The organism is Actinoplanes sp. NPDC051513 (assembly GCF_044454685.1).
In the GTDB taxonomy this organism is placed as follows: Bacteria; Actinomycetota; Actinomycetes; order Mycobacteriales; family Micromonosporaceae; genus Actinoplanes.
Genome location: NZ_JBITDW010000002.1, coordinates 223,248 through 238,209, shown reverse-complemented (window position 1 = coordinate 238,209; position 14,962 = coordinate 223,248). Strand labels below are relative to the sequence as shown.

At 72.4% G+C, this 14,962-nt stretch carries 15 protein-coding genes; 8 read left to right on the top strand and 7 right to left on the bottom strand.

All coding sequences use genetic code 11. The features are described from left to right. Positions 1-5 precede the first annotated feature (5 nt). Together ACIA5D_RS06410 and ACIA5D_RS06405 are read right to left on the bottom strand one after the other, a co-directional pair. On the bottom strand, positions 6-665 hold the full coding sequence (locus ACIA5D_RS06410) for a response regulator (protein WP_396028811.1): 660 nt from the start codon (positions 663-665) through the stop codon (positions 6-8). A 40-nt stretch (positions 666-705) separates the two neighbouring features. Then, positions 706-2,142, bottom strand: a complete 1,437-nt coding sequence (locus ACIA5D_RS06405) for a sensor histidine kinase (RefSeq protein ID WP_396028810.1) — start codon at positions 2,140-2,142, stop codon at positions 706-708. Between the two features lie 128 nt (positions 2,143-2,270). Between ACIA5D_RS06405 and ACIA5D_RS06400 the strand changes: the two genes are divergently transcribed. From ACIA5D_RS06400 to ACIA5D_RS06385, 4 genes are read left to right on the top strand one after another with little or no spacing between them, the layout of a single operon-like run. Then, a complete protein-coding gene (locus ACIA5D_RS06400) occupies positions 2,271-2,837 on the top strand; it encodes a hypothetical protein (protein WP_396028809.1) in 567 nt (188 codons plus the stop codon). After that, on the top strand, positions 2,834-3,928 hold the full coding sequence (locus tag ACIA5D_RS06395; protein ID WP_396028808.1) for a peptidoglycan-binding protein: 1,095 nt from the start codon (positions 2,834-2,836) through the stop codon (positions 3,926-3,928). Before ACIA5D_RS06400 ends, ACIA5D_RS06395 begins: the two co-directional genes overlap by 4 nt. Next, a complete protein-coding gene (locus ACIA5D_RS06390) occupies positions 3,925-4,602 on the top strand; it encodes an ABC transporter ATP-binding protein (RefSeq protein WP_396028807.1) in 678 nt (225 codons plus the stop codon). Before ACIA5D_RS06395 ends, ACIA5D_RS06390 begins: the two co-directional genes overlap by 4 nt. Then, a complete protein-coding gene (locus ACIA5D_RS06385; RefSeq protein ID WP_396028806.1) occupies positions 4,599-5,783 on the top strand; it encodes an ABC transporter permease in 1,185 nt (394 codons plus the stop codon). The genes ACIA5D_RS06390 and ACIA5D_RS06385 overlap by 4 nt, the downstream gene beginning before the upstream one ends. A gap of 17 nt (positions 5,784-5,800) precedes the next feature. Here ACIA5D_RS06385 and ACIA5D_RS06380 read toward each other — a convergent pair whose 3' ends face one another. The 4 genes from ACIA5D_RS06380 to ACIA5D_RS06365 all read right to left on the bottom strand — a co-directional run bounded on the left by ACIA5D_RS06380 (position 5,801) and on the right by ACIA5D_RS06365 (position 11,353). After that, positions 5,801-7,396 carry a GMC oxidoreductase gene (locus tag ACIA5D_RS06380; protein ID WP_396028805.1) on the bottom strand — a complete coding sequence of 532 codons (1,596 nt, stop codon included), beginning with the start codon at positions 7,394-7,396 and terminating at the stop codon, positions 5,801-5,803. Between the two features lies 1 nt (position 7,397). Continuing rightward, positions 7,398-9,152, bottom strand: a complete 1,755-nt coding sequence (gene kstD / locus ACIA5D_RS06375) for a 3-oxosteroid 1-dehydrogenase (protein WP_396028804.1) — start codon at positions 9,150-9,152, stop codon at positions 7,398-7,400. 64 nt (positions 9,153-9,216) lie between these two features. Then, positions 9,217-10,260 (bottom strand): LLM class F420-dependent oxidoreductase, encoded by a 1,044-nt coding sequence (locus ACIA5D_RS06370; RefSeq protein WP_396028803.1) that lies wholly within the window; start codon positions 10,258-10,260, stop codon positions 9,217-9,219. Position 10,261: 1 nt separating this feature from the next. Further along, positions 10,262-11,353 (bottom strand): Zn-dependent alcohol dehydrogenase, encoded by a 1,092-nt coding sequence (locus tag ACIA5D_RS06365; protein ID WP_396028802.1) that lies wholly within the window; start codon positions 11,351-11,353, stop codon positions 10,262-10,264. An 89-nt stretch (positions 11,354-11,442) separates the two neighbouring features. Here ACIA5D_RS06365 and ACIA5D_RS06360 point away from each other — a divergent pair, with 89 nt between their 5' ends. From ACIA5D_RS06360 to ACIA5D_RS06345, 4 genes are read left to right on the top strand one after another with little or no spacing between them, the layout of a single operon-like run. Then, positions 11,443-12,048 carry a TetR/AcrR family transcriptional regulator gene (locus ACIA5D_RS06360; protein WP_396028801.1) on the top strand — a complete coding sequence of 202 codons (606 nt, stop codon included), beginning with the start codon at positions 11,443-11,445 and terminating at the stop codon, positions 12,046-12,048. A gap of 55 nt (positions 12,049-12,103) precedes the next feature. Further along, positions 12,104-12,865 (top strand): glucose 1-dehydrogenase, encoded by a 762-nt coding sequence (locus tag ACIA5D_RS06355; protein WP_396029487.1) that lies wholly within the window; start codon positions 12,104-12,106, stop codon positions 12,863-12,865. 1 nt (position 12,866) lies between these two features. Then, positions 12,867-13,766 (top strand): SDR family NAD(P)-dependent oxidoreductase, encoded by a 900-nt coding sequence (locus tag ACIA5D_RS06350; RefSeq protein ID WP_396028800.1) that lies wholly within the window; start codon positions 12,867-12,869, stop codon positions 13,764-13,766. Continuing rightward, on the top strand, positions 13,763-14,242 hold the full coding sequence (locus tag ACIA5D_RS06345) for a pyridoxamine 5'-phosphate oxidase family protein (RefSeq protein ID WP_396028799.1): 480 nt from the start codon (positions 13,763-13,765) through the stop codon (positions 14,240-14,242). The genes ACIA5D_RS06350 and ACIA5D_RS06345 overlap by 4 nt, the downstream gene beginning before the upstream one ends. Here the strand turns inward: ACIA5D_RS06345 and ACIA5D_RS06340 are convergent. Then, on the bottom strand, positions 14,239-14,961 hold the full coding sequence (locus tag ACIA5D_RS06340; RefSeq protein WP_396028798.1) for an SDR family oxidoreductase: 723 nt from the start codon (positions 14,959-14,961) through the stop codon (positions 14,239-14,241). The genes ACIA5D_RS06345 and ACIA5D_RS06340 overlap by 4 nt on opposite strands. Position 14,962: the final 1 nt, after the last annotated feature.

Here is a 14,962-nt window from a genome sequence, read left to right as displayed (position 1 = left end):
CCGGGCTACCGACCGGGGCCGGCCAGGCCGCACTCGTAGCCCAGGATCACCGCCTGGACCCGGTCACGCAGGTCGAGCTTGGCCAGGATGCGGCCGAGGTGGGTCTTCACCGTGCTCTCGGCGAGGGAGAGGGCCGCGGCGATCTCGGCGTTGGACAGGCCCCGGGTGATCAGCGTCAGGATCTCGCGCTCGCGGCCGGTGAGGGCGGCGAGCCGCTCGTCGGCGGACGGCGGGGCGGGCGTCCGGCCCAGGTAGTGCGCGAAGAGCCGGCGGGTCACGCTGGGCGCCGCGACCGCCTCGCCGGCGACGACGACACGTACGGCCGAGATCAGGTCGGCGGCGAGGGCGTCCTTGAGCAGGAAGCCGCTGGCCCCGGCGCGCAGGCCGGCGAGAACGTACTCGTCGAGGTCGAACGTGGTCAGGATGATGACCTTGGCGGGGTGGGGGCTCGAGCGGATGCGGCGGGTGGCCTCGATGCCGTCCAGGCCGGGCATGCGTACGTCCATCAGCACCACATCGGGCCGGGTGCGGGCCACCACGTCGAGGGCCTGGGATCCGTCGGCGGCCTCGCCCACCACCTCGATGTCGCCGGTCTCGTCGAGCACCAGGCGGAAGCCGGTGCGGACGAGGGTCTGGTCGTCGACGAGCACGACCCGCACCGTCACGGCCGCACCGTCACAGCCGCACCCGTCACGGCCACACCCGTCACGGCCCCACCAGGAGCGCCGACAGCGGCAGGGTCGCGGCCAGGCGGAACCCCGCGCCGCCCGCACCCGGGCCGGTCTCCAGGTCGCCGCCCAGCATGGCGACCCGTTCCGCGATGCCGCGCAGGCCGTTGCCGTGCCCGTCCTCGCCGCCGGCTGGTCCGCGGCCGTCGTCGGAGACCTCCAGGCGCACGCGGTCGGGGTGGAACTCCAGCAGGACACGCGCGCCGGCGCCCGGGCCGGCGTGCTTGAGCGTGTTGGTGAGGGCTTCCTGCACGATCCGGTACGCGGACAAGTCGACCGCCGCCGGCAACGCGTCGGGCACGCCCTCGATGGCCAGCTCGATCGGCATGCCGGTCGAGCGAAGCTGATCGACCAGGGCGGGCACATCACCCATGCCGGGCAGCGGGCGGAGCCTGGCCGCGCCGGCCGGATCGGTGCCGGGCGCATCGGTGCCGGCCGGGTCGGTGCCGGCCGAATCGGTGCGGGTCGGGTCGGTGCCGGCCGGGTCGGTGCCGGCCGGACCGGTGCGCCCGGCGGCGAGCAGCCGGCGCATCTCGGCCAGCGACGACCGGCCGGTATCGACCACGTGCCGCAGCGCGTCGGCGGCGCGGTCGGGGTGCCGCTCGAGCGCGGCGGCCGCGCCCTGGGCCTGCACCACCATCACCGACATGCCGTGCGCCACCACGTCGTGCAGTTCCCGGGTGATGCGGGCCCGTTCGGCGGCGACGGCGAGGGCGGCCCGCTGCCGTTCCTCCCGAGCCAGGTCGGCATTGCGCTGCTCGACCGCGGCCAGGTGCGCGCGGCGGCTGCGCATGCCGTCGCCGACCGCGAACGCCGCGACCGACAGCAGCCAGATCTCCAGGACCGATTGACTGGTGTCGACCAGGACGTCGACCGGCACGGTCTTCGCCGACGACGCGATCTTGGTGCGAGGCACGTCTGGCGCGGCCCGCTCGCTCTGCAGCTGGGCTTGCGCCTCTTTCTTGGCCAGCGCCGCCTTCTGCTCGTCCTGGATGCCGATGCGGCCGGCGAGCATCGCCAGGTACGTCAGGATCATGGTCAGCGCGAGCATGGCGAGGGCGCGGCGCCGGTTGCGGGCGGCCGACGCCACCGTGTACAGCACGAGCGGAAGCGCCAGATCGAGCAGCTGGAACTTCGTCTGCAGCACCAGGTGCCCGAACGTCCCGGTCGCGATGAGCAGCAGCGCCGGGACCGGCCTGTGTTGCCTGATCAGCAGGCCGGCGACGACGAGCCCGGAGAACAGCCACCAGCCGGAGGTCACCGGGATGCCGGTCTTGCTCAGATAATCGGCCGACTCGCCCGCCTTCTCGGGCGTGATCGCACCCGTCACCAGGCCCGGCGTGAGAGTCAGGGCCAGCAGGGCCAGCGCCAGGGCGGCGTCGGTCAGCAGGCGGCGCGGCTCGAACCGGGGCATGTGCCCATCGTAGGAAGCGCGGAGCCCGGAAGCGTCAGACTCAGGTACTACATCAGCAGGACCAACGCCGCCCGAAGTCCCGACCGTGGTGTGACGAGTACGGCCGGCGCGAACGCCACGGTGAGGGCATGACCAAGACAGCGTCCACATTGCTGCTCACCGCCCTTCTCGCGGCCGGGCTCGCCGGGTGCAGCGCCGCCGGCTCGTCCGCCTCGCCGAATCCGTCCGCCTCCGCCTCCGCAAACCGCCAGCAGCTGCTGAGCCTCGGCCAGGAATGGGTCCAGTGCCTGCGCGACCATGGGCTGACCCGGATGCCGGACGCGCAGCTCAGCCAGGACGGCTACCTCCAGTTCGTGCCCCAGCGCGACTACAACTGGAAGGAAGACCTCGGCAAACATCGGTCGATCATCGACGCGTGTCAGCCGATCGAGGACAGGTACCCGCCGAACGCGTTCCGCCCCAAGCAGCAGTACACCGCCGACGACCTGCGCAAACTCGCCGAATACGCCAAGTGCGTCCGGGCCAACGGCCTGCCCGCCTTCCCCGATCCGAACAAGGAGGGCGAGTTCGACCTCAGCGGCACCGCGCTGGCCAACGGCGTACCCGGCCAGCTGCGTGACCAGGCCGACCAGGCATGCAAGAGCATCTGGAGCGGCGACGTCAAGATCACCGGCATGACCGGGGGCAAGAAGTGAGCCGGCGGCGCCGCGCCGCCACCGCCATCGCGATCGCGGTGACCGCGCCCCTCGCCGCCGGGGTCGCCTACGCCGCCCGCTCCGAGCCGGAAGCCGCCGGCACGCCCACCGCCGAGGTCTCCACCGGAACGGCAACCGTGAATCGCGGCACCCTCACCCAGACCACCCAGCTCGGCGGCACCCTCCAGTACACCGGCTCGTACACGGCCGACTACCAGGGCGAACCGGGGGTACTCACCGCCGCGCCGGCGCTGGGCGCCACGATCGGCCGCGGCGGCATCCTCTACCGCGTCGCCGACGTGCCGGTCCGCCTCCTGCTGGGCGCCATTCCGGTCTATCGCGACTTCGGGTACGGCATGAGCAACGGCCCCGACGTGCGCCAGCTCGAAAGCAACCTGGTCGCCCTGGGCTTCGATCCGAACCACCGGATCACCGTGGACCGGCACTTCAGCGCCGCCACCGCCGCGGCCATCCGCCGCTGGGAGGCCTCCTGGGGACGCCCGGTCGCCCAGCGCACCGGCCGGCTGAGCCAGGGCCAGATCATCTTCCTGCCCGCGCCGCTCCGGGTCACCACGCTGCAGGCCCGGGTCGGAACCGCGGTGGCGCCCGGAACGACCGTGCTCGCCGGAACGTCGGCGAACCGCGCGGTCGTGGCCCAGGTGGACACCGCACAGGCCGGCAGCCTGCACGTGGGTGACCAGGTCGAGGTCTCGTTGCCGGACACCGAGCCGGTCCCCGGGCGGATCGCCGCGATCGGCCGGGTGGCGACCCCGCCGTCCGAAGGATCGCCGGATCAGCCCGCGGATCCGAACGCGGCGACGGTGCCGGTCACCATCTCGATCCGGTTGCCCCGCGGCTTCACGCTGGACCAGGCCCCGGCGACGATCGACGTCACCACCGGCACCCGCCCCGGTGTCCTGCTCGCCCCGATCGCCGCGCTGCTCGCGCGGCCGGGCGGCGGGTACCAGGTACGGCTGGCCGGCGGCGGCCTCGCCCAGGTCGAGCTCGGCCGCTTCGACGAGAGCACCGGCCAGGTCGAGATCGTCAGCGGGCTCACCGAGGGTCAGTCCGTGGAGGTGCCGGCCGAATGAGCAACGTCCTGGAGCTGATCGACGTGCGCAAGGTCTACCCCGGCACCCCGCCGGTGGAGTCCCTGCGCGGCATCAATGTCACCGTCCGCGGAGGCGAGCTCGTCGCCGTCGTCGGACCGTCCGGATCCGGCAAGACCACGCTGCTCAACCTCGCGGCCGGCCTGGACCGCCCCTCCTCGGGTTCGGTGCGGATCACCGGCCACGCCGTCGAGAAGCTGCGGGACCGGCAGCTCTCCGGCGTCCGCGCACACCGGCTCGGCGTGGTCTTCCAGCAGTTCATGCTGCTCGACCGGCTGAGCGCCACCGAGAACGTGGCGGCCGGCCTGCTCTACCGCGGCGTGCCGGCCCGCGAGCGCCGCGAGGCCGCCCAGGCCGCCCTCGAGCGGGTGGGACTCGCCCACCGGGCCGGGTTCCCCGCCGCGCACCTGTCCGGCGGGGAGCGGCAGCGGGTGGCGATCGCCCGCGCCCTGGTCGGCCGCCCCGCCGTGGTGCTGGCGGACGAGCCCACCGGGAACCTGGACTCGGTCGCCGGGCAGGGCGTCGTCGCGCTGCTGCACGAGCTCAACGCGGACGGCGTGACCATCGTCGTGATCACCCACGACGAGCGGATCGCGGCGGCCATGCATCGCCGCATCGAGCTCCGCGACGGCCTGGTCGTCGGGGAGGCGCGATGAGATCCCACCTGCGCATCGCCGATCTGCTGCCGGTCAGCACGGTCGGCCTGCGATCGCGGCCGGGCCGGGCGGCGTTGTCCGTCCTCGGTGTCGCGATCGGGATCGCGGCGATGGTCGCCGTGCTCGGCGTGACCCGGTCCAGCCAGGCCGACGTGCTCGCCCAGATCGACCGCGTCGGCACCAACCTGCTGACCGTGGCCAACGGCAAGACCCTCCGGGGAGGAGAGGCCGAGCTGCCGGAGACCGCGGGGCCGGCCGTCGCGCGTACGCAGGGGGTGATGTCCGCCGCCGCGACCGCGACCCTGCCGATCCAGGTCTATCGCAGCGACCGGATCCCGAGCGGGCGCACCGGTGGCCTGTCGGTCCGCGTCACCGACCCGCAGCTGCTCGCCACGCTCGACGGCGCCATGGTGCACGGCCGCTTCCTGGACGCTGCGCTCATCCGCTACCCGGCGGTCGTGCTCGGCCACTACGCCGCCACGATCCTGGGCATCGGCGACGTCGCCGGCAGCCCCCGGGTCCGCATCGGCGATCGCTGGTACAGCGTCGTCGGCGTGATGGCGCCGGTTGACCTGGCGCCCGAACTGGACACCGCAGCCTTCATCGGCGCGCCCATCGCCGCCCAGGACTTCGGCTATCAGGGCAACCCGACCAGGATCTTCGTACGCGCCCAGACCGACCGCACGACCGAGGTGGCTGCCATGCTGGCCCGCGCGGCCGCGCCCGGACACCCGGAGGAGGTCGCCGTGAGCCGCCCGTCCGAGGCGCTCACCGCCCGGCTGGCGGTCACCGGCGGCGCCACCGTCCTGCTGCTCGGCCTTGGCGCCGTGGCGCTGCTGGTCGGCGGGATCGGCATCGCGAACGTGCTGGTCATCTCGGTGCTGGAGCGGCGCGGCGAGATCGGCCTGCGCCGGGCCCTGGGCGCCACCCGCGGCCACGTCGGCGCCCAGTTCCTCGTCGAATCCGTTCTGCTGGGCGCCGGCGGCGGGGTGACGGGGGTGGTCCTGGGCACCGCGGTCACGTACGCGATGGCGACCGCGCACGGCTGGCAGACCCTCGTGCCCGCGTACGCGGTGGCCGCGGGCCTGGCCGCCGCGGCCCTGATCGGCGGCTGCGCAGGGCTCTACCCGGCCCTGCGCGCCGCCCGGCTGTCCCCCACCGAAGCGCTGCGCACGCTATGACCGCCCGGACAACCCCGTCAGGACAGGTCGGTGGTGATGATCTGTTCGATGTTGCGCTCGGCCAGGGCGGTGATCGTGACGAACGGGTTGACCCCGGTGCTGCCGGGGATCAGCGAGCCGTCCATCACGTACAGCCCCGGGTATCCGGGCAGCCGGCCGTAGTTGTCGGTGGCCTGGTTGAGGATGCAGCCGCCGAGCGGGTGGTACGTGAGGTCGTCGCCCCAGACCTTGTTCACGCCGAACAGGTCGCTGCGGTAGACGGTGACCTGGGCCTTGTTGATCTTGTCGAAGACCCGCTTGGCCGCGTTGATGGCGGGCTGGTTCTGCGCGGTCTGCCAACTCAGGTCGACCCCGCCGGTCGAGGTGTTGAACGTGAACCGCGCCCGGTTGGGGTTCTTGGTGATGGCCAGGTACAGGCTGATCCACAGCTCGGTGCCGGCCGGGAACGGCGCGATCTCGGCGAAGACCGGCCCGGCGGCGTCGGACCAGTTGTCGATGCCCATGGCCGGCATGCCCGACTCGAGCGCGCCGGTGGTGTTCCAGATGTGGTTGGCCCGGGCCACCATCACGTTGCCGTTGTTGCCCCAGCCCTGCCCGACCGCGTCCGGCAGGTTGGGCAGCTTGCCCTGGGCACGCATCGCGACGAGCAGCTTGCTGGTGCCGACGCTGCCGGCCGCGAGGAAAACCCGGTCGGCGCGCACCGTCTTGGTGGCCACCGTGGCGCCACCGGTGTCGATCTGGTTCATCGTCACCGAGTAGCCGCCCGCGGCGGCCGGGGCCACGGCGGTGACGACGTGCTGGGCGGTGACCGACAGCCGCCCGGTGGCGGCCGCGGCGGCGAGGTAGGTCTTGTCCAGCGACCGCTTGCCGTAGTTGTTGCCGTAGATGACCTCGCTGGCCAGCGCCGACCGCGGCGCCGTGCCGGCCTGTTCCTGCTTCATGTAGGCGAAGTCGTACACGTTGTTGAGGAACGTCGTCGTGTAGCCGGACGCCCGGGCCTGGTCGCGGCTGACCCGCGCGTAGCGGTAGCAATCCGCGCTCTCGAACCATGCCGTGTCGATACTGTTGACGCCCAGCCCCGCGCTGGCGCGCGGGAAGTAGGTGGAGTACATCGCGTTGGCGTCGACCGACGGCAGGATCTGGGTGAAGTAGTCGCGCTTGGGCACCACGGCCATGCCGCCGTTGACGAGCGAACCGCCGCCGACGCCGCGGCCCTGGTAGACGCGGATGCCGGCGAACTTCTCGGAGTCGAGAACCCCGGTGTACCGGGTGATCGACCGGTTGGCGCTGATGCCCAGGAAGTAGCCGACCGGCTGATCGGTGGTGGTGCGCAGCCAGTACGAGCGCTGGTCGGGGCCCAGCATGCTGCAGAAGACCTTGCCGTCCGAGCCGGGGGTGTTCCACGCCATGCCCATCTCGACGAGGGCGGTGGCGATGCCGGCCTGGGTGAGGCGCAGCGCGGCGACCGCGCCGCCGTAGCCGCTGCCGACGACGAGCGCCGGCACGTGGTCGCCGTTGGCGATGGCCGCCCCGGCCGCGGTGGCCTTGGCGAGCAGGGCGGCGGCCGGCGCGCCGAGCACGGCGGCCCGCAGGAGAGTGCGACGCTTTGCCATCTCAGGCCCCCTCGGCGAGGTCGTTGGCCGCGATGTAGCCGAATGTCATCGCGGGGCCGATCGTCGAGCCGGCGCCCGCATAGCTGTGTCCCATCACCGCGGCGCTGGAGTTGCCGGCCGCGTAGAGGCCGGGAATCACCGTGCCGTCCGTGCGGAGCACCCGGGCGCGGGCGTCGGTGCGCAACCCGCCCTTGGTGCCGAGGTCACCCGGCACGATCTTGCAGGCGTAGAACGGCGGCAGCCACAGCGGCGCCAGGCACGAGTTCGGGATGACCGCCGGATCGGTGTAGTAGTGGTCGTACGCGCTGTCGCCGCGGTGGAAGTCGGTGTCCTTGCCGGTGAAGGCGAAGCCGTTGAACCGGCTGAGGGTGGCCGCCAGCGCGCCGGCCGAGACGCCGATCTTGCGGGCCAGGCCCGCGATGGTCAGGTCCTTGACCACCGCCCCGCTGGAGTACCACTCGTCGGGGAACGGCAGGGCCGGCGCGGTGTCGCGGAACAGGTACCGGTTGCGGTAGTTCTGGTCGAAGATCAGCCAGGCCGGGATGTCCGGGGTGATGCCGTTCTTGTCGTACATGACGTGCACGACGTCGCTGTACGGCGCGGCCTCGTTGACGAACCGCTTCCCGGCGCTGTTGACCATCAGGCTGCCCGGCAGGGTCCGCTCGGCCAGGCAGAAGTACGGCTCCCCGGGCAACGGGATCGCCGGGCCCCACCACGAGTCGTCGAGGAAGTCGGTGGCCGCGCCCGCGCGCAGCCCGGCCCGGATGCCGTCGCCGGTGTTCTCCTTGGCGCCCACGGTCCAGTCGACGCCGATCGGCTGCCGCTGGTAGGCCAGCCGCATCGCCAGGTTGTGCTCGAACCCGCCGGCCGCCACGAGGACGCCGCGGTTGGCGGTGATGCCGGTCGAGGCGCCGTTGCGGGTCACGACCACCCCGGTGACCCGCCCGCTCGCGTCGAACTGGAGTTCTTCGAACGGCGAGTTCAACCACACGGGTACGCCCGCGCCGGCCAGTCCGGCCCGCAACGCCCCCGCGAGGGCCTGTCCCATGGTGAGTGGCGTCTTCCCGGCCAGCACGGCCGCGGTGTACCGCGCGACACACTCGGCGGCGACGGCGGTGCCCTTCACGTTGACCAGCGCGAGATTGAGCCACTTGTAATCGGCGCTGAACACCGTCAACCCGTCGGGCGTCGGCAGGTATGCGGGATTCAAATGCGCCAGCTCGGCCCCGAGCAGCTTGCCGTCGAACATGTCGGGCTCGATCGAGCGGCCCCGCGCGATGCCGCCGGGCAGCTCGGGGTAGTAGTCGGAGTAGCCGTCCATGTAGCGGAAGCGCAGCGGGCTGTTCGCCATGACGAACGAGATCATCGCCGGGCCGTTGCCGAGGAAGGCCTGCTGTTTGACGGTCGGCACGTCGGCGCCCACGACCGCGGCGAGGTAGGTGGCGGCCTTCGCAGGCGTGTCCGGCACGCCGGCCGCGAGAATGACCTGGTTGTTGGGGATCCAGATGCCGGCGCCCGAGCGGGCGGCCGAGCCGCCGAAGGTGGGCGCCTTCTCGACGACGAGGACGCTGAGCCCGCGTTTGGCGGCGCGCAACGCCGCGGTCATCCCGGCCGCCCCGCAGCCGATGACCACGACATCGTACGAGGGCTGGGCGGCCCGCGCCGGACGACCGAGCGCGGACGAACCGGCGACCAGGCCGGTTCCGAGGGCGGCGGCGCCGGCGAGGACCTGGCGCCGATTCAGATGAGCGGTCATCGCGAAGCTCCTCAGAGGTTGGAGCTATAACGCGTTCTACTATCAGCCCGCTCGAACCCTGATGTCAAAGGACTCCGTCTATGAGAACTTGTTTCAATTCGGCCATGTCCTTGACCCGCTCCGCCCGGGTCGCGGCCAGCGGGGAGACCAGCAGGGTGGTCACTCCGGCGGCGGCGAGCTCGGCCACTCGGTCGCGCAGTTCTCCGCGCGGGCCGACGAGCGCGGTCGCCCGGACCAGCCGCTCGGGCACCGCGGCCGCCGCCTCGGCCCGGCGGCCGCTCAGGAACAGCTCCTGGATCGTCGCGGCCTCGCCGGGGTAGCCGTAGCGGCGTACCAGGTCGTTGGAGAAGTTCCGGCCGCGGGCGCCCATCCCTCCGATGTAGAGGGCGAGCTGCGCCCGGTGTCGCGCCAGCAACTGCTCGGTCGGCTCGGCCACGGCGAACGGCAGCGGCACCATGATGTCGAGCGGCCCGAGCGCCGGATCCCGCAGTTTTCTTCCTTCGGCGAGCGCGGGCCCGAACACCCGGTCGAGGGCCGCCGGGTCGAGGAAGAGCGCCTGCCAGCCCTCGGCAATCTCGGCCGCGAGCGCCACATTGCGGGGACCCATGGCGGCCAGCAGGATCGGGATGCGGTCGCGGACCGGCCGGTTGATGAGCTTCAGGGGCTTGCCGAGGCCATCAGGCAGCGGCATCCGGTAGTGCTTCCCGTCATGGACCAGGACCTCCCGGCGCCACACCCGCCGGCAGATCTCCACCACCTCGCGGGTGCGCGCGAGCGGCGCGTCGTACTTGACGCCGTGGAACCCTTCGATGACCTGCGGCCCCGACGCGCCGAGGCCCAGCGAGAAGCGGCCGCCCGAGACGTAGTCGATCCCGGCCGCGGTCATCGCGGTCAGCGTCGGCGTGCGCGTGTAGAGCTGCATGACACCCGACGCGAGCTGCATCCGGTTGGTGCGGGCGGCCAGGTAGCCGAGTTGACTGACGGCGTCGAAGCTGTACGCCTCGGGCACCACCACCAGATCGGCGCCGGCGGCCTCGAACTCGGCGACCTCCTCGACCGCGTGCGCGAACCCCTCCCCGCTGTAGCCGAGCTGAATGCCAAGCCGCATGTCAGACGCCGTCGTCGTGCACGATCACCTGGCGGATCACGTCGCCCCGGCCGAGCGCGGCGATCGCGTCGTCGACCTCCTCGAGCCTCAGCCGGTGCGACACCATGCCCTCGAGGTCGAGCCGGCCGGCCCGCCACAGCGCGATCAGCTTGGGGAAGTCGCGCGGCGGGTAGGCCGAGCCGTACAGCGAGGGGATGATGCGCTTGCCCTCGAAGAGCAGCTCGAACGGGCTGAACTCGACGTGGTGCTCGGCCCGGCCGGCGCCGACCACGACGACGGTGCCGCCGCGCCGGGCCGCGATCCACGCCGTACGCAAGGTTTGCGGCACCGCGACCACGTCGAAGGCGTAGTCGAAGCCCTCGCCGCCGGTGATCTCGGTGGAGAGGTCGCTGAGCTGGTCGGGGGTGACCGCGTGGGTGGCGCCGAAGCGGCGGGCCACGTCGAGCTTGGCCGGCACGGTGTCGACGGCCGCGATGACGGACGCGCCGGAGAGCCGGGCGCCCTGGATCGCGGCGATGCCCACCCCGCCGCAGCCGATGACGACGACGCTGTCCCCCGGGCGTACCTGCGCGGTGTTGACGACCGCGCCGACCCCCGTCATCACGCCGCAGCCGACCAGCGCCGCCACCTCGTAGGGCACGTCGGGCTCGATCTGGACGGCGCCGATGCGGGGCACCACCATCTCCTCGGCGAAAGCGCCGCAGCCGGCCATCCCGAAGACGGGCAGGTCGCCGGCCATGAAGCGGGGCATCGCGTACCCCATCATCACGTGGGTCATGCACAGGAACGGCTCGCCGCGCAGGCACTCGGAGCACGTGCCGCAGGAGGGCAGCCAGTTGACGATGACGCGATCGCCGGGGGCGAGGTCGTCGACCCCCTCGCCGACCTCGATCACGTCGCCGGCCGCCTCGTGGCCGAGGACCGCGGGCACCGGCTGGGGCAGCCCGCCGTCCTTGGCGGACTGGTCGGAGTGGCAGACGCCGGCCGCCCGGACCCGCAGCCGGATCTCGCCCGGGCCCGGCCCGAGCACCGTCACGTCGTCGCGAATGTCGAACTTGTCGTCGCCGATCGCATGGAGAACAGCGGCCCGCACCTCGCCACCCCCTTCAAGAATTAGAACGCGTTCTACGCTAACGGCCGCCATCGAACCGAGCAAGCACTTGGGCAAGTAGCATCGACCTGGTGACGACCACGAAGAAGGCCGCGCCGCCGTCCGAGCGCCGCGCCCATCTGATCCGGCTGGCCGCCGACCTGTTCGCCGAGAAGGGTTTCCGGGCCACCACGGTCCGCGAGATCGCGGACGCCGCCGGCATCCTCTCGGGCAGCCTCTACCACCACTTCGACTCCAAGGAGTCGATCGGCGACGAGATCCTCCGCGAGTTCCTCGACGACGTGCTCGGCGGCTATCGCGAGGCCGCCTCCGGGGCGGACGAGCCGCGGGTCGCGATCGAGCGGATGGTGCGCTCCAGCACGGCGGCGCTCAGCCGGCACCGGGCCGCCCTGACGATGCTGCAGAACGACTGGGCCTACTTCAGCGCCCAGAAGCGCTTCGCGTACCTGCGCACCGCGATGAAAGAGATCGAGCAGACCTGGATCGACCAGCTCGAGCGGGGCAAGCAGACCGGCCAGTTCCGCGCCGACCTCGACGCGCGGCTCATCTACCGGCTGTTGCGCGACATCCTGTGGATCCCCACCTCGTGGAAGCAGAGCCGGGGAAAGTCCTGGAACACCGACGAGATCGTGGACGGCCTTCTCCGGCTGCTTTTCGACGGCATCACCGCGCATTGACGGTGCTACCCTCCTCCCAAGCAAGCGCTTGGTTTTCAAGGACCGGGAGGGCGCGATGGGCCGGCTGGACGGCAAGGTGGCACTCATCACCGGCGGCGCGCGCGGCATGGGCAAGTCGCACGCCCGGCATTTCGCCGCCGAGGGCGCCCAGGTGGTCATCGGCGACGTGCTCGACGACCGCGGCCGGGCGGTGGCCAACGGCCTGGGCCCCGACTGCTGCCGCTACGTGCATCACGACGTGACGAGCGAGGACGACTGGGCCGCCGCCGTGGCCGCGACGGTCTCGGCGTTCGGCAAGCTCGACGTGCTCGTCAACAACGCCGGCATCCTCAAGCACGGGCCGATCGCCGAGATGGACCCGGCCGAGTTCCGCCGGGTCATCGACGTCAACCTCGTGGGCTGCTGGCTCGGCGTGCACACCGTCGTCCCGCCGATGATCGCGGCCGGCGGCGGCTCGATCGTGAACGTGTCGTCGATCGAAGGGCTCGCGGGCGCGGCCGGCCTCTCCGCCTACAGCGCCAGCAAGTTCGGCATCCGCGGGATCACCCGCTCGGCCGCGCAGGAGCTCGGGCCGCTCGGCATCCGGGTCAACTCGGTGCACCCCGGCGGCGTGCTGACCTCGATGGCGCTCACCGCCGCCGAGGTGATGACCGGGGTCGACCCCAGCGCGTTCCTCAAGTCGCTGCCGATCGCCCGGTTCGCCGAGCCCGTCGAGATCTCCCGGCTGGTCGCCTTCCTCGCCTCCGACGAGTCGTCGTACTCCACGGGCGCCGAGTTCGTTGCCGACGGGGGTCTGCTCAGCGGGCCGGGGTACTGAGATGGCCCCTCTCGAGGGAAGGGTCGCGGTGGTCACCGGCGCCGGGCAGGGTCTCGGCGCGGCCGAGGCGATCGCGCTGGCCGGGGCGGGCGCCCGGGTGGTCCTCAACGATCTGCCCGGCCCCGGGCTCGACGCGGTGGCCGACCTGATCCGGGCGACCGGCGGCGAGTCCGTGGTCTGCCCCGGCGACGTCGCCGAGTGGTCCACCGGCGAGGCGCTGCTGGGCGCGTACGGCGGCATCGACATCCTGGTCAACAACGCCGGCGTGCTCCGCGACCGGATGGTGTTCTCGATGTCCGAGCAGGAGTGGGACACCGTGATCCGGGTGCACCTGCGCGGCCACTTCGTCACCACCCGGCTGGCCACCGCGTACTGGCGCTCGCTCGCCAAGGCGAACGGCCGGCCGGCGTACGCCCGGATCGTCAACACCGCCTCCGAGGCGTTCCTGCTCGGCTCGGCCGGGCAGCCCAATTACGCCGCCGCCAAAGGCGGCATCGTCGCACTCACCCTGGCCACGGCGCGCGGTTGTCATCGGTACGGGGTACGCGCCAACGCCATCTGCCCGCGGGCCCGCACCGCGATGACCGGCGAACTGATGGGCCCACCGCCCGAGGGCCCCGACCCGCTGGCCCCCGAGCGCGTCACCCCCCTGGTGACCTACCTGGCCGGCCCGGCCGGGGAACGGATCACCGGCGAGGTCTTCGTGGCGCACGGCGACGTGGTGGCCGTGCTCGGGCCGCCCACGGTGCGCGCCGCCTTCCACGCCTCGGGCCCGCAGTGGACGGCCGACGAGCTGGACGCCACGCTGGGCAAGATGTTCGCCGCCGACCCGCCGCGTCCCGGCTTCGTCTGCGAGGACACCCTGCCCCTGGCCTCCGACACGTTCGGCGAGGACACATGAAACAGCGCGACACCGTCACGATGCCGGCCGAGGACGTCGAGAAGCTCCTGGAGACCGGCCGCAAGCTCCAGCTCGCCACCATCAACCGGGACGGCACGCCCCACCTGGTCAGTATGTTCTACGCGATGCGCGACGGGCAGATCGCGTTCTGGACCTACCGCGCCTCGCAGAAGGCGCGCAACCTGGCCCGCGATCCCCGGGTGACCTGCCTGGTCGAGGAGGGCGACGACTACTTCGAGCTGCGCGGCGTCCAGGTCACCGGCGAGGTGCGGCGGATCGACGACCTCGCCGGGGTGACCGAGATCGGCCGGCTCGTCGCCGCGCGGATGCCCAGCCCGGTGGTCGGCGACCTGCCGCCCGAGCAGATCGCCGAGGCGCTCGACGGGTACGTCGCGCACGCGGCCACCAAGCGGGCGGCGTACCTCGTCGAGCCCCGGAAGGTGGTCAGCTGGGACCACCGCAGGCTGGTGAGCTAGTCACCGCGCAGGTCGGCGAGATAGCCCGGCCACTCGCCGCCGCCGTGCACCGCCACCGCCGCGCCGCTCACGTAGGACGCCAGCGGCGAGGCCAGCAGCAGGCAGACGCCGGCGATCTCGTCCACCGTGGCGGGCCGGCCGAGCGGCACCGTGCGCGCGACGGCGCCGGGATCCAGTCCGCCATCGCCCACCGGCCCGGGAACCACGCTGTTGACCCGCACCGCCGGAGCCCATTCGGCGGCCAGGCTGGTCGCCAGGTGGTGCAGGCCGGCCTTGGCCGCGCCGTACGCGGCGGTGCCGGGCGACGGACGCGTGCCGCTGGTGCTGCCCACCATGAGGATGAGCCCGCCCTCGGGCTGGGCCTGCATGACCACGTTGGCCGCCTGCGAGACATGCAGCGGGGCCAGGAGATTGAGTTCGATGATCTTCGCGTGCAGCCGCGGCGAGGCGGTGGCGGCCGGAGTCTGCGGCGCCCCGCCCGCGTTGTTCACCAGCACGTCGAGGCGCCCGAGCCGATCCACCGCCGTTTCGATGAGCGCGATGGCCTGATCGGGAACACGAACGTCGGCCTGGACGAAGCCGTCCTCCGGCGAGGCATGGCGGCCGCAGACCACCACGCCGGCGCCGGCCGCGCGGAAGGCGGACGCGATCGCCGCGCCGATCCCCCGCGTTCCGCCGGTGACAACCACACCGCGGCCCGTGAAGTCGAGGGGATTCATC

Coding starts and splice junctions, on each gene's coding strand:
- ACIA5D_RS06405 (WP_396028810.1), bottom strand. CDS start 2,142: ATGCCCCGGTTCGAGCCGCGCCGCCTGCTGACCGACGCCGCCCTGGCG.
- ACIA5D_RS06340 (WP_396028798.1), bottom strand. CDS start 14,961: ATGAATCCCCTCGACTTCACGGGCCGCGGTGTGGTTGTCACCGGCGGA.
- ACIA5D_RS06380 (WP_396028805.1), bottom strand. CDS start 7,396: ATGGCAAAGCGTCGCACTCTCCTGCGGGCCGCCGTGCTCGGCGCGCCG.
- ACIA5D_RS06350 (WP_396028800.1), top strand. CDS start 12,867: ATGGCCCCTCTCGAGGGAAGGGTCGCGGTGGTCACCGGCGCCGGGCAG.
- ACIA5D_RS06355 (WP_396029487.1), top strand. CDS start 12,104: ATGGGCCGGCTGGACGGCAAGGTGGCACTCATCACCGGCGGCGCGCGC.
- ACIA5D_RS06370 (WP_396028803.1), bottom strand. CDS start 10,260: ATGCGGCTTGGCATTCAGCTCGGCTACAGCGGGGAGGGGTTCGCGCAC.
- kstD (WP_396028804.1), bottom strand. CDS start 9,152: ATGACCGCTCATCTGAATCGGCGCCAGGTCCTCGCCGGCGCCGCCGCC.
- ACIA5D_RS06400 (WP_396028809.1), top strand. CDS start 2,271: ATGACCAAGACAGCGTCCACATTGCTGCTCACCGCCCTTCTCGCGGCC.
- ACIA5D_RS06390 (WP_396028807.1), top strand. CDS start 3,925: ATGAGCAACGTCCTGGAGCTGATCGACGTGCGCAAGGTCTACCCCGGC.
- ACIA5D_RS06385 (WP_396028806.1), top strand. CDS start 4,599: ATGAGATCCCACCTGCGCATCGCCGATCTGCTGCCGGTCAGCACGGTC.
- ACIA5D_RS06345 (WP_396028799.1), top strand. CDS start 13,763: ATGAAACAGCGCGACACCGTCACGATGCCGGCCGAGGACGTCGAGAAG.